The organism is Pseudomonas sp. DWP3-1-3b3 (genome assembly GCF_049896305.1).
GTDB lineage: Bacteria > Pseudomonadota > Gammaproteobacteria > Pseudomonadales > Pseudomonadaceae > Aquipseudomonas > Aquipseudomonas azotoformans_A.
On sequence record NZ_JAFCUA010000007.1, the window covers coordinates 105,796 to 128,558 of the forward strand.

A 22,763-nucleotide genomic window follows, 5' to 3' on the forward strand; every position below is an offset into this window, starting at 1 on the left:
GCTGCTGCGCAGCCCAACACGGGGCAAGCCCGCTCGCCACAGAAGCAATTTCACCGCTTAAGTTGCCGGTGTCATCGCTTGGGTCAGGTCATCCACTACGGCTTTGCCCATCTCACACAGATAGTGCGCGGCCCAGGCGTATTGCTCGCCACGCACATCCATTGCAGCTTCCATGGCGAGTTTCTTGGAATAAAAAAGCAAAGTGGAGGCGTGCTCCAGCGCTTCCTCAATCGGCATGCCGGAATTGACACGAAACAGCGGTTTTTCGTTTTCGCCGTAATCGCCGAAGGTGACAACACCGAGGGTCGTAATGGAGGAAAGGGGTGGATCGGGGACGACTTTGGACATGGTGCACCTCTAAGTGAAATAAAGGACCACCACAACACGTCGCTAAACATGAAGGGGTGGCAGCTGTACGCAGGTTAGCGAACCGGTCACCTAGACACCCGGCAGATCCGAAGATCTCCCGCGCACAGCCGCCATAACACAGTTTCGACAGGCGCAAGAACCGCCTGCCGAGTGTGTAAAGGGCATGAGTCTTAGTGATTCGGGTCGCTAAACCCGTTCGCTGTTGTCACAGCGAAGCCAGGAGACTAGTAACCCAAACCCTAAGGCGCAATAGGGCCGAGATTCTCTAGGAAACGTCCTGCAATTTAAAGCGAATCGTCGTTGATGGCCCTTTAACCCAACACCTTTCTCACCTCCCTTTCACACCTCCCCGACAAATCTCCCTCTAGACTCTTCCCTATCTGCCGTGAAACGGCCAGGGAGTACGCCATGTGGCGGTATGCGGTAATGCTGTGTGCAGTAGCGTGGTTGGCCGGTTGCCAATCCACCCATCAGGAGTTGCTGGCCAAAGGTTACCCACCGGCATTTGCCGATGGTTTTGATGATGGTTGCAGCAGCGGTCGCCAGGCCGCTGGGGTGATCAGCGGGGAGTTTCGCAAGAATGTGCCGCGTTATCTGAAGGACCGTGAATACGCCGAAGGCTGGGAGGACGGTTTCCGTCAGTGCAAGGCCATGCGCGAGAACGAAGCGTTGCGTGACTACAAGGACAACCACTGGGATGACCGCGAGCGCGCCTGGCAACAGGAGAAAAACCGCGACGCCGCCAGGGCCTATCGTTCGCAATAGGTCGTTTCCAGACATCCAGCGAAACTAAAGCGCGGCGACCATGGCCCAAACTCCAGAGAGGGAGAACGTCATGAGCCGAGCTTTTGTAAACGAGGACAACGCCGCCGCCCAGGCTGATCAGCCGGTGGAACGTCAAGTGAGCGAGCAACCCAATCGCCTGACTGCGCAAGGTTTGGCGCAATTACAGGCCAAGGTTGCGCAGTTGCAGCACTAATACAGCGTTGAATCTGCCAAGGGCGATAAGCAGCGCCAGGCGGACCTTGAGCGGGATTTGCGCTACTTCAACCAGCGGGTGCAAAGCGCCCAGGTGGTCGCGCCGGCCATCTCCACCGACAAGGTGCAGATCGGCAGTTGGGTGACCTTCGCCAATGAGCAGGACGAACAACAACGCATCCAGTTGGTTGGTGAAGACCAGGCTGATGCGGGCGCAGGCTTGATCAACTGGGGTTCGCCCCTGGGCCGCGCGTTGCTGGGCGCCCAGGTGGGTGACGAGGTGCTGTGGCAGCGCCCCGTCGGCGATCAGTTGATCGAAGTGCTGCGGATCGAACCCGAAGCTTAGACGATGCCTTGGGCCAGCATCGCGTCGGCGACTTTGACGAAGCCGGCGATGTTCGCGCCTTTCACGTAGTTGATCCGGCCGTTTTCTTCGCCGTAGTGCACGCACGCATGGTGGATCGATTGCATGATGTTATGCAGCTTGCTGTCCACTTCACCGGCGGTCCACAGCAGGCGCATGGCGTTCTGCGACATTTCCAGGCCACTCACGGCCACGCCGCCAGCGTTAGAAGCTTTACCCGGCGCGAACAGAGTGCCCGCCTCGATAAAGATATCCACAGCCTCGAGCGTGGTCGGCATGTTGGCGCCTTCGGCCACGCAGATGCAGCCATTGCGCAGCAAAGTGCGGGCGGCGTCGGCATCCAGTTCGTTCTGGGTCGCGCAGGGCAACGCAATGTCGCAAGCCAGTTCCCATGGAGTCTGGCCTTTGCGGAACTCCAGGCCGAACCGCTCGGCCAGTTCGCTGATGCGGCCGCGCTGGACGTTTTTCAGCTCCAGCAGGGCCGACCATTGCTCTTCGGTCAAACCGCTTTCGGCGTACAGAGTGCCTTCGGAGTCGGACAGGGAAATCACCTTGCCGCCCAGGTCCATGACCTTACGCGCCGCGTATTGCGCCACGTTGCCGGAGCCGGACACCGCCACGCGCTTGCCCTCAACTCGCTGGTTGTTGCGCTTGAGCATCTCTTCAGCGAAATACACGCAGCCGAAACCGGTGGCTTCCGGGCGGATCAGGCTGCCGCCGTAGGTCATGCCCTTGCCGGTCAGCACGGAGGTGAACTGGTTGCTCAGACGCTTGTACTGGCCGAACAGGAAGCCGATCTCACGGGCGCCCACGCCGATATCGCCGGCCGGCACGTCCACGTCCGCGCCGATGTGGCGATACAGCTCGCTCATAAAGGCCTGGCAGAAGCGCATGACTTCAGCATCGCTCTTGCCCTTGGGGTCGAAGTCCGAGCCGCCTTTGCCGCCGCCCATGGGCAGCGAGGTCAGGGAGTTCTTGAAGGTCTGCTCGAAGGCGAGGAACTTCAGCACGCCCAGGTTCACCGATGGATGGAAGCGCAGGCCACCTTTATACGGGCCGATGGCGCTGTTCATCTGGATACGGAAACCGCGATTGACCTGGACCTTGCCATGATCATCCACCCACGACACCCGGAAGGTAATCGCGCGCTCCGGCTCGCAGATGCGCTCCAATATGCCCGAGGTCAGGTAGTGGGGGTTGGCTTCAAGAAACGGCCACAGGCTGCGTAGGACTTCTTCCACCGCCTGGTGGAATTCCGGCTGGTCTGGGTCGCGTTTCTTGAGGCGGGCAAGGAAGGATTCGACGGATTCGATCATGAAAAGTCTCGGCAAATTTTTAGTTGTTAACGGAGATTGAGCCGGACTTTATCAATTCATTCCGCACTGCGACAGGGCAAAATGTCGCCTTTGTGAATTTAAATGGTGCGTTTTATATAACTGTATCCAGTTTCAGGGACTTTTATGCACCCTTTCAGGGATCAAGCACGAACCGCGCGCACCATCAAATCCCAGGCAAAAAAACGGAGCCCGAAGGCTCCGCTCTTTCAATCCACCAACCCGAATCAGGCCAGTTTTTTGTGACGCACACGGTGCGGCTGGGCAGCAGCGTCGCCCAAGCGCTTTTTACGGTCCGCTTCGTACTCGGTGTAGTTACCTTCGAAGAACACCGCTTGCGAGTCGTCTTCGTACGCCAGGATGTGGGTCGCGACGCGGTCAAGGAACCACCGATCGTGAGAGATCACAATGGCGGCGCCCGGGAAGTCCAGCAGGGCTTCTTCCAGGGAGCGCAGGGTTTCAACGTCGAGGTCGTTGGACGGTTCGTCGAGCAGCAGGACGTTGCCGCCCTCTTTCAGGGTCAGGGCCAGGTGCAAGCGACCGCGCTCACCACCGGACAGGTCCTTGACGAACTTCTGCTGGTCGCCGCCCTTGAAGTTGAAACGGCCGACGTAGGTACGCGACGGGATTTCATAGTTGCCGATGCGGATCTGGTCGGAACCGTCGGAAATCTGCTGGAACACGGTCTTGCTGCCGTCCAGGTCTTCACGGCTCTGATCAACGCAAGCAAGCTGCACGGTTTCGCCGACTTCGATGGTGCCCGAATCCGGGGTTTCCTTGCCCATCAGCATGCGGAACAGCGTGGATTTACCCGCACCGTTACCACCAATAACGCCGACGATCGCGCCTTTTGGCATGGAGAACGACAGGTTGTCGATCAGCACGCGGTCGCCATAGCCTTTGGAAACGTTCTTGAACTCGATGACCTTGTCACCCAGGCGCGGACCGGCCGGGATGTAGATCTCGTTGGTTTCCGAACGCTTCTGGAATTCCTGCGATTGCATTTCTTCAAAGCGTTGCAGACGGGCCTTGGATTTGGACTGGCGGGCCTTGGCGCCTTTGCGCACCCACTCCAGTTCTTCCTTCATGGCTTTTTCATGGGCCGATTGCTGCTTGGATTCGGCGGCCAGACGGTCGGACTTGGCTTCCAGCCAACCGGAGTAGTTGCCCTCGTAAGGGATACCGGCGCCACGGTCGAGCTCGAGGATCCAGCCGGCCACGTTGTCCAGGAAGTACCGGTCGTGCGTGATCGCAACCACGGTGCCTGGGAAATCGTGTAGGAAGTGTTCCAGCCAGGCGACAGAATCGGCGTCCAAGTGGTTGGTAGGTTCGTCGAGCAGCAGCATGTCGGGGGCCGACAGCAGCAGGCGGCACAGGGCCACACGACGTTTTTCACCACCGGACAGGTGTTCGACCTTGGCGTCCCACGCCGGCAGGCGCAGTGCATCGGCGGCGACTTCCAGCTGGCGCTCCAGGTTGTGACCATCGCTGGCTTGCAGGATGGCTTCGAGCTTGGCCTGTTCGGCGGCCAGTTTGTCGAAGTCGGCATCTTCTTCAGCGTACGCCGCGTAGACCTCGTCCAGGCGCGCCTGGGCGTTCTTGATCACGCTGACGGCTTCTTCCACCACTTCACGCACGGTCTTGGTCGGGTCCAGGATCGGCTCTTGCGGCAGGTAGCCGATGTTCAGGTCAGGCATCGGGCGGGCTTCGCCTTCGAACTCGGTGTCGACGCCGGCCATGATTTTCAACAAGGTGGATTTACCCGAACCGTTGAGGCCGAGCACGCCGATCTTGGCGCCTGGGAAGAAGGACAGCGAAATGTTTTTCAGGATTTCCCGCTTCGGAGGGACAACTTTGCCCAGCCGATGCATGGTGAAGACGTATTGAGCCAAAATGTGGACCTCATAAAAGTAAGAACAGGCCTACGTAGCGTCATGGCGCTGTACATAGTGTTGCGAATCCTCAAGGTTAACCTAAGTGACCGAGCGTATCGAAGCCTATCTGTTAGATTAGCCGGCCAAAACCCTCAGGGGTTCCAGGAGACACCCTTCATGCTTGGCGTCCTATCCGCACTCGGGCTACTGCTATTAATGCCGGGGCCCACCAACACGCTGCTGCTGCGCTCGGGGTTACTCGTAGGATTCCGGCGCGCCTGGCCGCTGAGCCTGCTGGAATGCCTGGCCTACCTGACGCAGATCTCCTTTTGGGGCTACCTGCTCGGCCATATCGGCGACAACGCGCCCTGGGGCCTGAAGCTCATGCAGTTCGCCTCGGTCTGCTATTTGATCAGGACTTGCTACCTGCTGTGGTGCCATCCCGACGAAACACTCCACACCGAGCCGGAAGCACGGGTCTCCACGCTGAATTTCTTTTTGCTCACGCTGATCAACCCCAAGGGATTGCTGATCGTGTCGTTTATCGTCCCGATGCAGACGTTCACAGACTTGAACCTGTACGTGCATTTCGTCGCGCAGTTCACCGCCGTAGTGATACCGGTGGGCTGTGCCTGGGTGCTGCTGGGGGCCCGCATCAAACGCGGCGGATACGCATGGTTGACGCCGCACACCATCAACCGCACGGCTTCTGTGGTTATCAGCCTGTTCACGCTGGCGATCCTGACGCGGCTGGCGGACAGCCTGATCCCTACCAGCGGCGCTCTTTAGTGCCCGCCAGGCGGGGCTGGCACTTTGCCACAAGTCAAGGCATGCTAGCCGCCCTCCGGGCGTCCGGCTTATAGTGCACGTCGCGCGCCAGTCCAGCCAAACCGCAGGATCACAGCTTGTCCAAAGTCACGCCGCCAACTCCCCTGCGCGCCGCTCATATAGCGCCGGGAGCGCCCCTGCACGGCACCCTCAAAGGCGCATTGGCGACGCTCGTCCTTATGTTGCTCGCGTTATTGTTCTGGCAGTTGCTCGACCAGCTCCAGCAAAACCAGAAGAATCAACAGCAATACACCATCGACTACAGCGCCGATCTGGCTGAACAGATCAGCCTGAACATGGCCCTCAGCGCAAAAATCGCCCTGAACTTGCTGCCGATGGTCGAGCCACCGCGTGACAGCGAACAGCAACAGGCCCTGATGCGCACCTTGCAACGCTCGCTGCCGGAGCTGCGCAGCATCGCCCTGCTCGCCCCCAGCGGCGCGATGATCAGTGACAGCGCCACCGACAGCCAGGACGCCGCCTGGCTGGCAGAACTGGTGCAACGCAGCCACGCCCAATCCTATTACCTGAGCAACAGCAACGACGGCACGATTATCTATCTGTTGCTGCACCAACCCAGCGGCGGCTCGCGGATGTATTGGGCGCTGCGCCTGGCCCCCAACTACCTGAGCAATCTCACCCGCCAAGACGGCCAGGGCCAGCGCCCGCTGTGGGTCATCGAGAATCGCATCAACCATCGGGTTGTCAGCCGAGACAGCGGCATGCCAGCGCAGTGGGCGTCTGCGTTGACCCCGGACGAGCTGAATAAAAGCGTACTGGTCACGCCCCTGAGCAAGAGCGACTGGCAACTGCGTGGGCTGTTCGACCGGACGGCGGTGCTGGAACAACTGCTGCCGGCCTTTATCGGTAAATGCCTGCTGGGCCTGGCGTTCTCGCTGATCCCAGTGATCGTGCTGTTGAACATGCGTCGCCGCCAGCGCCAGGTGCATGAAGGCCGGCGGCGCTACCAGGACATTTTCGAAGGCACCGGCGTGGCCTTGTGCGTGCTCGACCTGTCGGGCCTGAATGCGTTTTTCGACAAGACCCGGCTGGAGACCCGCGAGCAACTGCACGCCTGGCTGCAGGACAGCCCTAACGAGCGCCAGCAACTGCTCAAGGAACTGCGCATCACCGAGGTCAACCAGGTGGCGGTGCGCCTGCTGAACGTGGGTTCCTGTGAAGAAGCCTGGGAGCGCCTGATCGATGATTGCCCGCGCAATGCCACGTCCATCGGCTACCAGATTCTTGAGGCGGTACTGACCCAGCAGAACCAGTTGGAACTGGAAATCCAGCTCAAGGACGTGGCCGGCAACGAGCAGTACCTGTGGCTGGTGATGCGTCTGCCGGAGCAGCAGGATGATTTCAAGGCAGTGATCCTCAGCATCAGCGATATCACCAGCCGCAAGTTGATCGAGTTGTCGCTGGTGGAGCGCGAGAGCTTCTGGTCGGACGTGGTGCGCACCGTGCCCGACCACCTGTATGTGCAGGATGTGATCAGCCAGCGCATGATTTTCAGCAACCATCACCTGGGCCACACCCTCGGCTACAACAAGGCCGAACTGCAGCAAATGGGCGAGTACTTCTGGGAAATCCTGCTGCACCCCGAAGACGCCGAGCATTACCACGACCTGCGCCAGCAGCAGCGCCAGATCGGCTACACCACCCAATTGCAATGCCAACTGCGTTTCCGCCATCGCAATAACCAATGGCGGCGCTTTGATATCCGCGAGCAGGCCCTGGCCCGCGACAAGACGGCGCAGATCACCCGCATCATCGGCGTGGCCAAGGACATCACCGACCAGATCGAGGCCAGCGAATCCCTGCGTGACAGCGAACAGCGCTACCGCATGCTGGCCGAAAGCATCAGCGACGTGATCTGCTCCACCGACAGCCAGTTGGCGCTCAACTACATCAGCCCTTCGGTCAACGCCGTGCTGGGTTATGACGTGGACTGGGTGTTCAAGAACGGCTGGCAGTCGATCATCGCCAACCCGCAGCAACTGAGCGGCATTTACAGCCTGGTGGAACAGGTCAGCCGCTCGCTGGGCGATCCTGAGGCGCTGAACCGGCTGCGTGATGAGATCCAGACCCAACTGTTCCTGTTCGACTGCCTGCGCGCAGACGGTCGCAAAGTGCCGATCGAGCTGCGACTGGTGCTGGTGTGGGATGAACACGGCGCCTTCGAGGGCATCCTCGGCGTGGGCCGCGACATCAGCCAGCAACGCCGCGCCGAGAAAGACCTGCGCATGGCGGCCACGGTATTCGAACACTCGACCTCGGCGATCCTGATTACCGACCCCGCGGGCTATATCGTGCAAGCCAACGAGGCGTTCAGCCGGGTCAGCGGCTATGCGGTCAGCGATGTGCTCGACCAGTTGCCGAACATGCTCACCGTCGACGAACAGCAGGAAGCCCATCTGCGCTACGTGCTCAAGCAACTGCACCAGCACAGCACCTGGGAAGGCGAAGTGTGGCTCAAGCGCCGCAACGGCGAGCATTACCCGGCGTGGGTGGGCATTACCGCCGTGTTCGACGATGAAGGCGACCTGGCCAGCTATGTGTGTTTCTTCAGTGACATCAGCGAGCGCAAGGCCAGCGAGCAGCGCATCCACCGCCTGGCCTACTACGACGCCCTGACCCACCTGCCCAACCGCACGCTGTTCCAGGATCGCCTGCACACCGCGTTGCAGTCGGCCGAACGGCAGAAGTCGTGGGTGGTGCTGATGTTCCTCGACCTCGACCGCTTCAAACCGATCAACGACTCCCTGGGCCACGCCGCTGGCGACCGCATGCTCAAGGAAATGGCCACGCGCCTGCTGGGTTGCGTGGCCGAAGACGACACCGTGGCGCGCATGGGCGGCGACGAGTTCACCCTGCTCCTGCAACCGCGGATCAGCCGCGAAATGGCGCTGAACCGTGCCATTCATGTGGCCGAGCAGATCCTCGCCAGCCTGGTGAAGCCCTTTGTACTGGAGGGCCGCGAGTTTTTTGTCACCGCCAGTATCGGTATCGCCCTGAGCCCCCAGGACGGCAACGAGCTGAGCCAGTTGATGAAAAACGCCGACACGGCGATGTATCACGCCAAGGAACGCGGCAAGAACAACTTCCAGTTCTACCAGGCCGATATGAACGCCAGCGCCCTGGAGCGCCTGGAGCTGGAAAGCGACCTGCGCCACGCTCTGGACCAGAATGAATTCGTGCTTTATTACCAACCGCAGTTCAGCGGCGACGGTAAACGCCTGACCGGCGCCGAAGCCCTGCTGCGCTGGCGCCACCCGCGTCGTGGCCTGGTGCCGCCGGGGGATTTCATCCCGGTGCTGGAGGAATTGGGCCTGGTGGTGGACGTGGGCGACTGGGTGATCAGCGAAGCCTGCCGACAGCTCAAGACCTGGCACCAGAACAAGGTGCGCGTGCCGAAAGTCTCGGTGAACATCTCGGCGCGGCAGTTCTCCGACGGCCAGTTGGGCACCCGCATCGCCACCATCCTCAAGGACACGGGCCTGCCGCCGGCGTGCCTGGAGCTGGAGCTGACCGAAAGTATCCTGATGCGTGAGGTCAACGAGGCCATGCAGATCCTCGACAGCCTGAAAAACCTGGGCCTGAGTATTGCGGTTGACGACTTTGGTACCGGTTATTCGTCGCTCAACTACCTCAAGCAATTCCCGATCGACGTGCTGAAGATCGACCGTACCTTCGTCGATGGCCTGCCATCAGGCGAGCAAGACGCACAAATCGCCCGCGCCATTATCGCCATGGCCCACAGCCTGAACCTGGCGGTGATCGCCGAGGGTGTGGAAACCCATGAGCAACTGGACTTCCTGCGTGAGCATGGCTGCGATGAAGTGCAGGGTTACCTGTTCGGGCGGCCGATGCCGGCGAACCGGTTCGAGGCGCAGTTCAGCAATGATGCGCTGTTCATGTTCGATTGAAGTGTTGTGGTGAGGCTGCTGGCCTCATCGCGGGCAAGCCCGCTCCCACATTTGGAATGCATTCCCCTGTGGGAGCTGGCTTGTCGGATCGCCGCACCGCTGCGATGAGGCCCTCACAGCCACCACTTATCCCCAGATGAGCCCCGCTTATCCGCGACATGATGTCCTTTCATATGCCATCTAAAACCCATTGGGTTAGAATGCCCTCCTTTTCTGCCCCCGATCCTTGAGGACCGCCATGTTCAGCCGTGATTTGACTATTGCCAAGTACGACGCCGATCTCTTCGCCGCCATGGAGCAAGAAGCCGTGCGCCAGGAAGAGCACATTGAGCTGATCGCTTCGGAAAACTACACCAGCCCAGCGGTGATGGAGGCTCAAGGTTCGGTCTTGACCAACAAGTACGCCGAAGGTTACCCAGGCAAGCGCTACTACGGTGGTTGCGAGTACGTCGATGTGGTTGAACAGCTGGCTATCGACCGCGCCAAAGAACTGTTCGGCGCCGACTACGCCAACGTCCAGCCGCACGCCGGTTCCCAAGCCAACAGCGCCGTCTACCTGGCCCTGCTGCAAGGCGGCGACACCATCCTGGGCATGAGCCTGGCCCACGGCGGTCACTTGACCCACGGCGCCAGCGTTTCCTCCTCCGGCAAACTGTACAACGCCGTTCAATACGGTATCGATGCCAACGGCCTGATCGACTACGACGAAGTCGAGCGCCTGGCGGTCGAGCACAAGCCAAAAATGATCGTGGCCGGTTTCTCTGCCTACTCGCAGATCCTGGACTTCCCACGTTTCCGCGCTATTGCGGACAAAGTCGGTGCTTACCTGTTCGTCGACATGGCTCACGTGGCTGGTCTGGTCGCCGCTGGCGTCTACCCGAACCCGGTGCCTTTCGCTGACGTGGTGACCACCACGACCCACAAGACCCTGCGCGGTCCACGTGGCGGCCTGATCCTGGCTCGCGCCAACGCCGACATCGAGAAGAAGCTGAACTCCGCTGTCTTCCCAGGCGCCCAAGGCGGCCCGCTGGAGCACGTGATCGCCGCCAAAGCGATCTGCTTCAAGGAAGCCCTGCAGCCTGAGTTCAAGACCTACCAGCAACAAGTGGTCAAGAACGCCCAGACCATGGCCAGCGTGTTCATCGAGCGTGGCTTCGACGTAGTCTCCGGCGGTACTGAAAACCACCTGTTCCTGCTGTCGCTGATCAAGCAGGACATTTCCGGTAAAGATGCTGACGCTGCCTTGGGCAAAGCCTTCATCACCGTGAACAAGAACTCCGTGCCGAACGACCCACGTTCGCCGTTCGTCACCTCCGGCCTGCGCTTCGGTACTCCGGCTGTGACCACGCGTGGCTTCAAGGAAGCAGAGTGCAAGGAACTGGCTGGCTGGATCTGCGACATCCTGGCTGACCTGAACAACGAAGTCGTGATCGACGCGGTGCGTGAGAAGGTCAAGGCCATCTGCAAGAAGCTGCCGGTGTACGGCGCTTGATTGCAGTTGCTTGAACAAGAAGCCCGGCTCTAGAGCCGGGCTTTTTTATGCCTGATAGACGCGCTGGAAACCTTCGCGAATCTTGTCTTCCGGCAGTTCATCGGCAATAAACACAATCACACTCTCCCGCGCCTCACCCTCTTCCCACTCCGTGTCCCAATCGAAGCCGTAGAGCTTGAGCACGCCCTGGAACACCATGCGGCGGTCTTCACCGGCAATGTTCAGCACGCCCTTGTAGCGCAGCAGTTGCTTGCCGTGGCCTTCGAGCAGTTCGTTCATGAACTCGCTCAGACGGTCGATATCCAGCGGCTGGTCGGTGCGCAACACCAGGCTGGAGATACGGTCGATGGACGGCGCAGCACGCACCGGGCGCAGGCTCATGGCGGCATTGAGGTTGAAACCGCGCACATCGAGCAGTTCAGCCAGGTCGATGTTGCCATGGTCCACCACCCGGATCGGCGCGCGGCGGTTGATGCGGGTGAGGCGCTCGCTGAGCGCGTCAAAGGTGGCGTCATCCACCAAGTCGCGTTTGCTCACCAGCAGGCGGTCGGCAAAGCCGATCTGGGCCTGGGCGATGGTCTGGGTCAGGTGGTGCTCAGCGTGGGCGGCGTCCACCAGGGTGATGATGCCATCGAGGATATAGCGCTCGCGCAGTTCCTCGTCGATGAAAAAGGTCTGGGCCACAGGGGCCGGGTCGGCCAGGCCGGTGCACTCGATCACCAGGCGGTCGAAGGCGATTTCGCCGCTGTCCAGGCGCTCCAGCAGCAGGTACAGGGCTTTGGTCAGATCGGTGTGGATGGTGCAGCACACGCAGCCGTTGGACAGGGTCATGACTTGTACCGGCTCGGCGCCCAATAGCTGGGTGTCGATACCGGCGTCGCTGAATTCGTTTTCGATCACGGCGATCTTCAGCCCGTGCTCGGCCTTGAGCAGGTGACGCAGCAAGGTGGTCTTGCCGGCGCCGAGGAAGCCGCTGAGGACGGTGACCGGAATGGGAGAGGACAAAAGCAGTTCTCCTTCAATAAACGGAAATAAAAATGGGAGCCCATTGGTATGGGCTCCCACAGGGGCCTGCCTAGCAGGTCAACAGCACTTGGGCCCACCCTTGCCGCCGTAACGGGCTTCCTGGCGTTCCCGGAAGAACGCCTTGTAGTCCATCACCGGCTTGTCCGGGTGTTTGGTTTGCATATGCTCGACGTACGTATCGTAGTCGGGCATGCCGACCATCAGGCGCGCGGCCTGACCGAGGTATTTACCGAGGCGATTGATGTCATTGAACATGGTTGCAATCCTCGATCACGCGTCCGGAACAGCCTGGAACGGGGCTTCTTTATCCGTACGTTCTTTGTTGCCCCAGGCGGCGACGCCGACCTTGAGCGCATAGAACAGGATACTGAACACCACGAACAGGAACAGCGCCGTCAGCGTTGCGTTGGTGTAGGCGTTCCAGATCACGTGCTGCATCTGGTCGATGCTCTTCGCCGGGGCGAGGATCTGGCCATTGGCCAATGCATCACTGTACTTCTTGGCCAGCGACAGGAAGCCGATCGCCGGGTTGGCGTCGAACAGCTTGATGAAGCCCGCGGTGGTGGTGCAGATCAGCAGCCAGACCGCCGGCAGCATGGTCACCCAGATGTAGCGTTGGCGTTTCATTTTGATCAGCACAACGGTAGCCAGCATCAGTGCGATACCTGCCAGCATCTGGTTGGAGATACCGAACAGCGGCCACAAGGTGTTGATGCCGCCCAGTGGGTCGATCACGCCTTGGTACAGCAGGTAACCCCACATGGCCACGCAACCGGCGGTCGCGATCAGGTTGGCGGTCCAGGACTCGGTGCGTTTCAGCGCCGGTACGAAGGAGCCCAACAGGTCTTGCAGCATGAAGCGACCGGCACGGGTGCCCGCGTCCACGGCCGTCAGGATGAACAACGCTTCGAACAGGATCGCGAAGTGGTACCAGAACGCCATGGTGTTTTCACCCGGCAGCACACTGTGCAGAATCTGCGCGATACCCACCGCCAGGGTCGGTGCACCGCCGGCACGCGCCAGGATGGTGGTTTCACCGATGTCATGGGCGACCGCCGTCAGTGCTTCCGGGGTAATGGCAAAGCCCCAGCTGCTGACAGTTTGCGCCACAGTCACTACATCACTGCCTACCACGGCGGCCGGGCTGTTCATGGCGAAGTACACGCCAGGCTCGATCACCGAAGCGGCAACCATCGCCATGATGGCCACGAACGACTCCATCAACATACCGCCGTAACCGATGTAGCGGGCGTTGGTTTCGTTATCCAGCAACTTGGGCGTGGTGCCCGAGGAGATCAGCGCGTGGAAACCCGAGACCGCGCCACAGGCAATGGTGATGAACAGGAACGGGAACAGGCCGCCCTTCCACACCGGGCCGGTGCCGTCGATGAACTGGGTCAGGGCCGGCATTTTCAGGTCGGGCATGGTGACCAGAATGCCGATCGCCAGGGCGATGATGGTGCCGATTTTGAGGAAGGTGGAGAGGTAGTCACGCGGCGCCAGGATCAGCCACACCGGCAGCACTGCGGCGACGAAACCGTAGCCGATCAGCATCCAGGTAATTTGAATGCCGGTGAAGGTGAAGGCCTTGGCCCAGACCGGGTCAGCGGCAATTTGCCCGCCCAGCCAGATCGAACCCAACAGCAACAGCACGCCGATGATCGAGATTTCACCGATGCGGCCCGGGCGGATGTAGCGCATGTAGATGCCCATGAACATCGCGATCGGGATGGTCGCCATCACCGTGAAGATGCCCCATGGGCTCTCGGCCAGGGCCTTGACCACGATCAGCGCCAGCACCGCGAGGATGATGATCATGATCAGGAAGCAGCCGAACAGCGCGATGGTCCCAGGGATACGGCCCATCTCTTCGCGAACCATGTCCCCCAGGGAACGGCCGTTGCGACGGGTGGACAGGAACAGGACCATGAAGTCCTGCACCGCACCGGCCAGCACCACGCCGGCAATCAGCCAGAGCGTGCCGGGCAGGTAGCCCATTTGCGCCGCCAGCACCGGGCCGACCAGCGGGCCTGCACCGGCAATCGCCGCAAAGTGGTGACCGAACAGGATGTGTTTGTTGGTCGGCACATAGTCCAGACCGTCATTATTGAGCACTGCGGGGGTGGCCCGCCGTGGATCGAGTTGCATCACGTTGTTAGCGATGAACAGACTGTAGTAACGGTACGCAACCAGGTAGATGGCCACAGCAGCGACCACAATCCACAAGGCGTTGATCGCCTCGCCGCGGCGCAAGGCCACTACGCCTAGGGCGCACGCTCCTACGATTGCCAGCACCAGCCAGGGTAGGTGGCGTAGCAGGCTATTATTATTTTTCATTTTTATATTCCAGCCAGGGTGGACAGAAAGGACAGCCATCCCGAGTTTAGCGCTGTTGGCCTCAAAGGCCACCCCCCTACGTTGGTCTAGAGCCTCCTGCACACAAAAAAAGCAGAAATACCGGGCCGATGATGGCGCAGGGCTACAATCCTTCTATCTCCAGAGGGTTTCACCATGACCGAGCAACCGTCTGATCGCCGCCGTTTCCGTCGCATCGCCTTTGATGCCAAGACGACCATTGCCCAAGACACTTGGAATTGGCCGGTGCAGCTGGTGGATTTATCGCTAAAGGGCTTGCTGGTGGAGCGCCCTGACGACTGGCGGGGTAATGGCAAGCGGCGATTTGACGTGGACATCCGGCTGGACCCACACGCGCATATAAAGATGCAGGTGAAGCTGGCCCATGAGGATCACGGGCAGTTGGGTTTCGTGTGCGAGCACATCGACCTGGACTCGATCAGCCATTTGCGACGACTGATCGAGCTGAACCTGGGTGATCAGCAAGAGTTGGAGCGCGAGCTGGGCGCCCTACTCGAATAGTGCATCCAATGCCTGTTCCAACCGCGTCACGCCAATGATCTTTATCCCCGGCGGCGACTCCTTCGGCGCATTGCCTTTGGGCACGATCGCGCGTTTGAAGCCGTGCTTGGCAGCTTCCTTCAAGCGTTCCTGGCCGCTGGGCACCGGACGCACTTCGCCCGACAGGCCCACCTCACCGAACACCAGCAAGTCATGGGGCAACGGCCGGTTACGCAGGCTGGACATCACCGCCGCCATCAACGCCAGGTCGGATGCAGTCTCCAGCACTTTGACCCCGCCGACCACGTTGAGGAACACGTCCTGGTCGTGGGTCGGGATGCCACCGTGACGGTGCAATACGGCGAGCAACATCGCCAGTCGGTTCTGATCAAGGCCCAACGTCACGCGGCGCGGGTTGGCCAGATGGCTGTCATCCACCAACGCCTGCACTTCCACCAGCATCGGGCGAGTGCCTTCCCACGTTGCCATCACCACGCTGCCGGGGACTTCTTCCTGGGCGCGAGTGAGAAAAATCGCTGAAGGGTTGGAGACTTCTTTAAGCCCCCGGTCCGTCATGGCGAACACGCCCAGTTCGTTGACCGCGCCGAAACGGTTCTTTACCGCGCGCAGCAAACGCAGACGGCCATCGGATTCGCCTTCGAAATACAGCACGGTGTCGACCATGTGCTCCAACACCCGTGGCCCGGCCAGTGCGCCCTCTTTGGTCACATGACCGACCAGGAAGATCGCCGTGCCACTCTGCTTGGCATAACGCACCAGCAGCGCCGCACTTTCACGCACCTGAGACACGCCGCCCGGCGCCGACTGCAATTGCTCGGTGAAAATCGTCTGGATCGAGTCGATCACCATGACCTTGGGTTTTTCGATACGCGCCGTGGCGATGATGCTTTCGATGCAGGTCTCGGTCATCACCCGCAGTTGATCCTGGGGCAGCCCCAGGCGACGGGCGCGCATGGCCACTTGTTGCTGGGATTCCTCGCCGGTGACATACAGCGCCGGCATGCGGCTGGCGATACTGCACAGCGTTTGCAGCAGGATTGTCGATTTGCCGATGCCTGGGTCGCCGCCGATCAGCACCACCGAGCCGTCCACCAGGCCGCCGCCCAGCACCCGGTCCAACTCACCGGAGGCCGTGGAGAAACGCGGGATCTCTTCGACACTGACTTCAGCCAGCGTCTTGATCTGCGCCTGCTGCCCAGTCCAGCCGGCACGGCCGGTGGGGGCTGCGGCGCCACCGCTCTCGATCATGGTTTCAGTCAGGGTGTTCCACGCACCGCACTCGGTGCATTGGCCAGCCCACTTGGGAAAGGTCGCGCCGCACTCCGTGCAGCCGTACATGCGCTTGGCCTTTGCCATTTGAGAACCTCCAACCGAAAAACCGCGATGATAGCTCAGCGCGACGCCGGGGTCCGGATTTCACCGCTGGCCAATCGTGAAGCGCTGTTGCCGATCGGGTCTTGCGCGTTGAGGTCGGCGCCTTTGGCCTTCAATTCATCCAGCAACTCAACCCGTTTGAACAGCCCGGCGTACATGGCCGCCGTCTGCCCGGCGCCGTTGCGTTGATCGGGGTTGCAGTCGGTCGCCAGCAGGCGCTGGGCAATTTTCAGCTCGCCCTTGAAGATCGCGCCCATCAGCGCCGTGTTGCCGCGTTTGTCCTGCACACAGGCGTCGGCACCCGCGCTGAGCAAGCGCTCCACAAACGGGCCCTGGCCGTGATAGGCGGCGAGGATCAACGCGGTGTAGCCCTTGTCGTCCTGGGTGTTGAGGCTGTAGCCGGAGTCGATAAAGGTGTTGAGCATGTCGAGGTCGCCTCGACGGGCGGCGTCGAAATAGTAGTCCTGCAACTGGGCCTTGAGCGCGACCGGGTCGGGAGACTCGGCATGGGCAACAAAGGCCAGCATGGCCATCAGCAATCCGATAGAAACTCGCATGGGTGTTCTCCTGCCAAAGGTCGACGCCTTATCAAGGGCGCCGACCAGAACCAACGGATCAGTCAGTCAGTTTGTCCGCCAGCGCCTTCACGCGCGCCAGGTCACCCTTGGCAACCTTGGCCACGCCAGTGCCATATTCCGGGTCGGCCTTGTACAAGAACGACAGGATGATGTGCTTGCTCTCGTCATCGGTGGTCGCCAGCGAGCCACCAAAATTCTCGATCAAGTCCTGGCGCTCTTTCTTCGTGAAGGAGCGGTACAGATCACCGGCCTGCTTGAAGTTCTGCTCGCGCTGGATCTTCGCCTGCTGGGTGCTGCCCGACAGGGCTGACTGGCTGTAGCGCGCGGTTTGCGGCTCGTCCCGTGGCAGCAGACGGCTTGGCTGGTAGTTCACGCCAGTGGTGGTCTTGCCGAAGTTCATGGCACCGTCCTGGTTACCGTTGTTGACGGTCACCCGTGGTGCGTTGATTGGCAATTGCAGGGCATTGGCGCCCAGGCGGTACATCTGGGTGTCGGCGTAGGAGAACACGCGACCTTGCAGCAGGCGATCCTCGGACGGCTCGATGCCCGGCACCAGGTTGGCCGGGGCCATGGCGACTTGCTCGGTTTCCTGGAACACGTTGGCGGGGTTGCGGTTCAGCACCATCTGCCCGACTTTGCGCTCGGGCACATTCGGCCAGATCTTGGTGGCGTCCAGTGGGTCGAAGTCGAACTTGGCCAGGTCTTCAGGTTTGAGCACCTGCACATACAGGTCCCACTTGGGGAAGTCGCCCTTGTTGATGTGGGTGACAAGGTCGTTGGTCATATGGCTGTAATCACGGCCCTGCACTTCGGTGATCTGCTTGGGATCAAGGTTCTTGATGCCTTGCAGGCTCTTCCAGTGGAACTTGACGTAATGCACTTCGCCCTTGGCATTGATCAGCTTGTAGGCGTGCACGCCGTTGCCGTCCATTTCCCGATAGCTGGCCGGGGTGCCGGAATCGGAGTACAGCTCGGTCAGCGTGCGGGTGGACTCGGGCACATGGGAGAAGAAGTCGAAACGACGGGAATCGTCATCCAGGTTAGTGCGCGGGTCTGGCTTGAAGGCGTGGACCATGTCCGGGAACTTGATGGCGTCGCGAATAAAGAACGTTGGGAAATTGTTGCCTACCAGGTCCCAGTTGCCGTCAGCGGTGTAGAACTTGGTGGCGAAACCACGCGGGTCACGCAGGGTTTCAGGTGAGTGGTTACCGTGGACCACGGCGGAGAAGCGCACGAACACGGGGGTGGCTTCGCCGGCCGCGAACACCTTGGCCTTGGTCAGGTCGCTGAGGTTATCGGTGACGGTGAAAGTACCGTGGGCGCCGGTGCCACGGGCGTGCACCACGCGCTCGGGGATGCGCTCACGGTCGAAGCGCTGCAGCTTCTGGATCAACTGCACGTCTTGCAGCAACACCGGGCCATTGGCGCCGGCAGTCTGCGAGTTCTGGTTGTCACCCACCGCAGCACCGTTGTCGCGGGTCAGGTTGGCGGCGTGTACGGACAGGGAAAGCAGGCTGGCGGTCGCCAGTACCAGCGCGTATCGCGCTGAAACAGGCCCGCGGCTCATTGGATTCTTCATCGAGGTTTCCTCTGGTTTTTTTAGTGCACATTCAGTTGTGCTTGCCAGAGGCTAGTGACCCGAGAGTCAGAAGATAAATAGAAAAGCCACAACAACCCGATTAATAAAATAATCTGTTAAGTCACTGATATCAGGCGTATTTCGCGCGCGATTGATGGCACTTTGCAAACTATTTGCGTTTTAATGTGTCGATAAAAACTAACAGTGTTAACGGTTGTGTCGGGCAAGCCCGCTACGACTGACTTACACTGAGTCCCACCCTTCTCATCTGTAACAAGGAATAACCTATGGGCGTGATCAGTGAGTTCAAGGCCTTCGCGGTCAAAGGTAATGTGGTCGACATGGCCGTCGGTATCATCATCGGCGCCGCCTTCGGCAAAATTGTTTCCTCGTTTGTAGGCGACGTGGTGATGCCGCCAATCGGTCTGTTGATCGGTGGCGTGGACTTCGGTGACCTTGCGATAACGCTTAAAGCCGCACAGGGCGATGTGCCTGCGGTGGTACTGGCCTACGGCAAGTTCATCCAGAGCGTCATCGACTTTGTGATCGTCGCGTTTGCGATCTTCATGGGTGTGAAGGCGATCAACCGCCTGAAGCGTGAAGAGGCCGTGGCGCCAAGCCTGCCGCCGACGCCGACCAAGGAAGAAGTGTTGCTGGGCGAGATCCGTGATCTGCTCAAGGCACAGAACGACAAGCCACGCCTGTAAAGACCGGCTTGAGAAAAAAGGCGCCTGCTAGAGGCGCCTTTTTTATTACCAGTAGTTTTCCACCGCGACTTGGCCGGGGCGACGGCTCAAGCTCAGGTTCATGTCACGCTGCTTGAGCAACTGGCGCGTGTCATCGACCATCTGCGGGTTGCCGCAGATCAGCACGCGGGAATGTTCCGGGGTCAATTCGACGCCGGCTGCGCGCTCAAGCTCGCCATTTTCGATCAGCGTGGTGATGCGCCCATTCAACGCGCCGGAATGCTGCTCACGGGTGACGATGGGAACGTAGGTGAGTTTGTGTGCGTACTCGGCGAGGTATTCACGTTCACCCAGTTCCTTGATCAGCGTTTGATACGCGAGCTCCTTGGCTTCCCGTGCGCTGTACACCAGGATGATGCGTTCGAATTTCTCCCAGACCTCGAAGTCCTGCAGGATCGACAAAAACGGCGCCACCCCGGTGCCAGTCCCCAGCATCCACAAATCGCGGCCATCGACGAAACGGTTCAAGGTCAGGAAACCCGTGGCCTGGCGCTCCACCATCAAGGTGTCGCCTACCCGCAGGCGGCTCAACTCGCTGGTGAATTCACCGCCGGGGACGACGATCGAGAAGAAGTCCAGATGCTCATCAAACGGTGAGGACACCAGCGAATAGGCACGCCATACGGTACTGCCATCCGCCTTGGTAACCCCCAAACGCACAAACTGCCCCGCCGTGAAACGAAAGCCCGGGTCACGGGTGGTGCGCAGGGTAAACAGGCTGGGGGTCAGCGATTGCACGTCGAGCAAGGTCTGGCGGGTAAATTTCTCAGCACTGGCCGTCATGGGGGGCTCCGTTCTACAGGTGCCCTAGTGTCCCTCAAAGTCGCGTGCGGAAACACCTACGGTTGGTAGTGGCATCGCCCAGCACACGCAGTAGTGGCTATGTAGTCGCACCGCCAACTCATTCGCTATTAGCCTTCACGTAAAGGTGTGAAGATGCTGTTAGTCGATCGTTACAAGTTCTATAACTCACTGATAAACAGCCACTTTCCAACTAACTCGTTAAAGAGCTAACGAACAGTTTTGCAAAAAACTATTAAACATCAGTTCGCAAGAGCAAAATTTTCCTCTCGCTGTGTAGCCGTTGTCCTACACTGATTTTCGTGCAGTTTTGGGGGTTCAGGACGTACCCCAAGTCACGGAGAACCCCATGGAGAGTGACCTATGCTCAAATGGAAAACCACGCGTCTTCCCAAGTTGGAAGGTGAAAACGAGGTCACCAGTGTATTTGAAATGGTGATCAACAAAACGTATGAACTGGGTTTCAAACACTGTTCTTTCAAGATGAGTTCCCAATCACCCAAAAACCAAATCAAGCCAATTGAATTCACAAACCATTCTAACGAGTGGCAAAAAATCTACGACGAAGCAAAATTCCTTGAAGTTGATCCCATTGTTAAGCACTGCAAAGCAAGTTTATTGCCGATTGTCTGGGAGGAGAAATTATTCAAAGACACCCAAAGCCTTTGGTCCTTGGCCCAAACGTTGGGGGTGCACAGGGCGGTAACCATCGCCGTGCATGATTTCCGGGGCGTATTCAGCATGTTGACCCTCAGCCGCGACAAGGGCGAAGTGAGTCCGGAGGAACTGTACGAAAAGGCAGGCATGCTGCTGTGGCTCTGTCATGCGATGCACGCGGTACTGGCGCAAAAGTATGCCGAGGGCCAAAGCGTCAACCCCGCCAGCAAACTGACCCCACGGGAAATAGAAGTGCTCATGTGGTCGGGCATGGGCAAGACAGCGGCGGACATCGCGGCCATCCTGTGCTTGTCCGAACGGACAGTAGGTTTTCACGTGTGCAGTTGCCTCAAGAAGCTGGGCGTCAACAACAAGATCGCCGCCGTGCTTCGTGCCGCGCAAGAAGGGATTATTTAACCGCCCAAGAAACACTGCATGTATTCCCTTTGAAAAAAACGTAACATTTGCGACCCATTCTGAGTGTTGAGCAGCCCCCCAGGTGCCGCGCGCAGTACACTCAGACGGTTCGGCCCATGACTGCCGACCCACCCATCGTTGACCCAGAGCCTCCCCCGCCATGCCCCTGCTCGAAAGCCCCTTCGCCCAGCTCGATCTGATCCGCCAGCCAGAGCAACATAACGATCCGCTGCAAGCCTTCGATGCCGCAGACGAATACTTGCTCAATCATCTGGCGGAACAGAAACCGACGAAGGCAACCCGCGTGCTGGTGCTCAATGACAGCTTCGGCGCCCTGGCCGCCAGCCTTGAGGGGCAGGTGCAGGTCACGTCCAGCGGTGACTCATTCCTGGCTGCCCAGGGCCTGGAGAAGAACCTGGTGCGCAACGGCAAGGCGTTCGATGCAGTGGCATTCATTCCCGCCAGCCAGGTTCCGGCAGGGCCTTTCGACTGCGTGCTGATCCGCGTACCGAAAACCCTGGCGCTGCTGGAAGAACAACTGATCCGCTTGCAAGGTCAACTCACGCCAGGAGCCCAAGTCATCGCCGGGGCGATGATCAAGCATCTGCCACGGGCGGCAGGCGAGTTGCTGGAGCGCTATATCGGATCGATGCAGGCGTCACTCGCAGTGAAAAAAGCGCGGCTGCTGATCGCCACTGTTGAAGACCGCCCCGCAGCCATTTCGCCCTACCCCACCCGCTACACCCTGGACACGCCGGCGATCGAACTGCTGAACCACGCCAACGTGTTCTGCCGCGAAAACCTGGACATCGGCACCCGCGCGTTCCTGCCCCACCTGCCAAAAAACCTGGGCAACGCCCGTGTCGCGGACCTGGGCTGCGGTAATGGTGTCTTGGCGATCGCCAGCGCACTGCAAAACCCCGAAGCACATTACACTTTGGTGGATGAGTCCTATATGGCCGTGCAATCAGCGGCCGAAAACTGGCAAGCCGCCCTCGGTGATCGCGACGTCATCGTGCGTGCCGCCGATGGCCTGGCTGGCCAGGAGCCGGGTTCGTTGGACGTGGTGCTGTGCAACCCGCCCTTCCACCAGCAACAGGTGGTCGGTGACTTCCTCGCCTGGCGCATGTTCCAGCAGGCACGGGAGGCGCTGGTGGTCGGCGGCGCTCTCTATATCGTCGGCAATCGCCACCTGGGTTATCACACCAAACTGGCGCGCTTGTTCCGGGGTGTCGAGCAAGTCGCCACCACGCCAAAATTCGTGATCCTCAAAGCCCGTAAATAAAGCCCGTCAATAAAAAAACCCTGCTTCTCTCGCGAAAAGCAGGGTTGAAAAACCGGGCCGTCAGGCCCGGATCGGGATATCAGTGAGTGGTCAGGCCCGCGGCATTCATGAACATGCGCATCAGGCTGGCCACGACGAACAGGGCCAGCACACTGCCGGTCCAGATCATCGCCAGCCACCCCAGGCGCCGCCACAACGGCTGCTTCTCGGCCTGTTCGATCTCGTGCAACGAAGGTTTGCCGGACATGGAACGAC

General features: G+C 59.9%; 19 protein-coding genes and 1 pseudogene. 9 read left to right on the top strand and 11 right to left on the bottom strand.

The window, feature by feature from the left end; all coding sequences use genetic code 11:
* Positions 1 to 57: 57 nt before the first annotated feature.
* Entirely contained in the window at positions 58 to 348 is a 291-nt protein-coding gene (locus tag ACP7BX_RS21350; protein WP_177053193.1) for a DUF3077 domain-containing protein, read from the bottom strand.
* Between the two features lie 429 nt (positions 349 to 777).
* Here ACP7BX_RS21350 and ACP7BX_RS21355 point away from each other — a divergent pair, with 429 nt between their 5' ends.
* Positions 778 to 1,134 carry a hypothetical protein gene (locus ACP7BX_RS21355; protein WP_426130002.1) on the top strand — a complete coding sequence of 119 codons (357 nt, stop codon included), beginning with the start codon at positions 778 to 780 and terminating at the stop codon, positions 1,132 to 1,134.
* 70 nt (positions 1,135 to 1,204) lie between these two features.
* Positions 1,205 to 1,693, top strand: a pseudogene (locus ACP7BX_RS21360) (GreA/GreB family elongation factor).
* Here the strand turns inward: ACP7BX_RS21360 and gdhA are convergent.
* Positions 1,690 to 3,027 (bottom strand): NADP-specific glutamate dehydrogenase, encoded by a 1,338-nt coding sequence (gene gdhA / locus ACP7BX_RS21365; RefSeq protein WP_426130000.1) that lies wholly within the window; start codon positions 3,025 to 3,027, stop codon positions 1,690 to 1,692. The pseudogene ACP7BX_RS21360 and the gene gdhA sit on opposite strands and share 4 nt — an antisense overlap.
* Before the next feature lie 245 nt (positions 3,028 to 3,272).
* On the bottom strand, positions 3,273 to 4,937 hold the full coding sequence (gene ettA, locus ACP7BX_RS21370; RefSeq protein WP_033901566.1) for an energy-dependent translational throttle protein EttA: 1,665 nt from the start codon (positions 4,935 to 4,937) through the stop codon (positions 3,273 to 3,275).
* A gap of 159 nt (positions 4,938 to 5,096) precedes the next feature.
* Here ettA and ACP7BX_RS21375 point away from each other — a divergent pair, with 159 nt between their 5' ends.
* The 3 genes from ACP7BX_RS21375 (at position 5,097) to glyA (ending at position 11,168) form a co-directional block, all read left to right on the top strand.
* Positions 5,097 to 5,708: a LysE family translocator gene (locus ACP7BX_RS21375; protein WP_426129998.1), complete on the top strand. Its 612-nt coding sequence runs from the start codon at positions 5,097 to 5,099 to the stop codon at positions 5,706 to 5,708.
* A 116-nt stretch (positions 5,709 to 5,824) separates the two neighbouring features.
* A complete protein-coding gene (locus ACP7BX_RS21380; RefSeq protein WP_426129996.1) occupies positions 5,825 to 9,676 on the top strand; it encodes an EAL domain-containing protein in 3,852 nt (1,283 codons plus the stop codon).
* Between the two features lie 238 nt (positions 9,677 to 9,914).
* Positions 9,915 to 11,168 carry a serine hydroxymethyltransferase gene (gene glyA, locus ACP7BX_RS21385; protein WP_426129994.1) on the top strand — a complete coding sequence of 418 codons (1,254 nt, stop codon included), beginning with the start codon at positions 9,915 to 9,917 and terminating at the stop codon, positions 11,166 to 11,168.
* 45 nt (positions 11,169 to 11,213) lie between these two features.
* Here glyA and yjiA read toward each other — a convergent pair whose 3' ends face one another.
* From yjiA to ACP7BX_RS21400, 3 genes are all read right to left on the bottom strand, one after another.
* Positions 11,214 to 12,173: a GTPase gene (gene yjiA / locus ACP7BX_RS21390; RefSeq protein WP_426129992.1), complete on the bottom strand. Its 960-nt coding sequence runs from the start codon at positions 12,171 to 12,173 to the stop codon at positions 11,214 to 11,216.
* Positions 12,174 to 12,251: 78 nt separating this feature from the next.
* The gene (locus ACP7BX_RS21395) at positions 12,252 to 12,449 is read right to left on the bottom strand and encodes a YbdD/YjiX family protein (protein ID WP_016976771.1); all 198 of its coding nucleotides are present in this window, start codon (positions 12,447 to 12,449) and stop codon (positions 12,252 to 12,254) included.
* Positions 12,450 to 12,464: 15 nt separating this feature from the next.
* Positions 12,465 to 14,531: a carbon starvation CstA family protein gene (locus tag ACP7BX_RS21400; RefSeq protein WP_314530792.1), complete on the bottom strand. Its 2,067-nt coding sequence runs from the start codon at positions 14,529 to 14,531 to the stop codon at positions 12,465 to 12,467.
* A 174-nt stretch (positions 14,532 to 14,705) separates the two neighbouring features.
* On the opposite strand from ACP7BX_RS21400, the gene ACP7BX_RS21405 reads away from it, so the two are divergent.
* Positions 14,706 to 15,071: a PilZ domain-containing protein gene (locus ACP7BX_RS21405; RefSeq protein WP_314530793.1), complete on the top strand. Its 366-nt coding sequence runs from the start codon at positions 14,706 to 14,708 to the stop codon at positions 15,069 to 15,071.
* On the opposite strand, the gene radA is transcribed toward ACP7BX_RS21405, so the two are convergent.
* From radA to katB, 3 genes are read right to left on the bottom strand one after another with little or no spacing between them, the layout of a single operon-like run.
* On the bottom strand, positions 15,060 to 16,427 hold the full coding sequence (gene radA, locus ACP7BX_RS21410; protein ID WP_016976768.1) for a DNA repair protein RadA: 1,368 nt from the start codon (positions 16,425 to 16,427) through the stop codon (positions 15,060 to 15,062). The two genes, ACP7BX_RS21405 and radA, sit on opposite strands and share 12 nt — an antisense overlap.
* Before the next feature lie 35 nt (positions 16,428 to 16,462).
* The gene (locus ACP7BX_RS21415; RefSeq protein WP_177076905.1) at positions 16,463 to 17,002 is read right to left on the bottom strand and encodes an ankyrin repeat domain-containing protein; all 540 of its coding nucleotides are present in this window, start codon (positions 17,000 to 17,002) and stop codon (positions 16,463 to 16,465) included.
* 58 nt (positions 17,003 to 17,060) lie between these two features.
* Entirely contained in the window at positions 17,061 to 18,602 is a 1,542-nt protein-coding gene (gene katB / locus ACP7BX_RS21420) for a catalase KatB (RefSeq protein WP_426129989.1), read from the bottom strand.
* A gap of 287 nt (positions 18,603 to 18,889) precedes the next feature.
* On the opposite strand from katB, the gene mscL reads away from it, so the two are divergent.
* Positions 18,890 to 19,309, top strand: coding sequence for a large-conductance mechanosensitive channel protein MscL (gene mscL, locus ACP7BX_RS21425; protein ID WP_010206685.1), 420 nt, complete (start codon positions 18,890 to 18,892; stop codon positions 19,307 to 19,309).
* Positions 19,310 to 19,354: 45 nt separating this feature from the next.
* Here the strand turns inward: mscL and ACP7BX_RS21430 are convergent, their stop codons facing one another.
* On the bottom strand, positions 19,355 to 20,131 hold the full coding sequence (locus tag ACP7BX_RS21430) for a ferredoxin--NADP reductase (protein WP_426129986.1): 777 nt from the start codon (positions 20,129 to 20,131) through the stop codon (positions 19,355 to 19,357).
* 381 nt (positions 20,132 to 20,512) lie between these two features.
* Here ACP7BX_RS21430 and ACP7BX_RS21435 point away from each other — a divergent pair, with 381 nt between their 5' ends.
* Entirely contained in the window at positions 20,513 to 21,223 is a 711-nt protein-coding gene (locus ACP7BX_RS21435; protein WP_426129984.1) for a helix-turn-helix transcriptional regulator, read from the top strand.
* 160 nt (positions 21,224 to 21,383) lie between these two features.
* Positions 21,384 to 22,508, top strand: a complete 1,125-nt coding sequence (locus ACP7BX_RS21440; protein ID WP_426129982.1) for a methyltransferase — start codon at positions 21,384 to 21,386, stop codon at positions 22,506 to 22,508.
* Between the two features lie 79 nt (positions 22,509 to 22,587).
* On the opposite strand, the gene ACP7BX_RS21445 is transcribed toward ACP7BX_RS21440, so the two are convergent.
* Complete coding sequence (locus tag ACP7BX_RS21445) at positions 22,588 to 22,755, bottom strand: DUF2474 domain-containing protein (RefSeq protein ID WP_010206690.1); 168 nt, start codon at positions 22,753 to 22,755, stop codon at positions 22,588 to 22,590.
* Between the last annotated feature and the right edge of the window lie 8 nt (positions 22,756 to 22,763).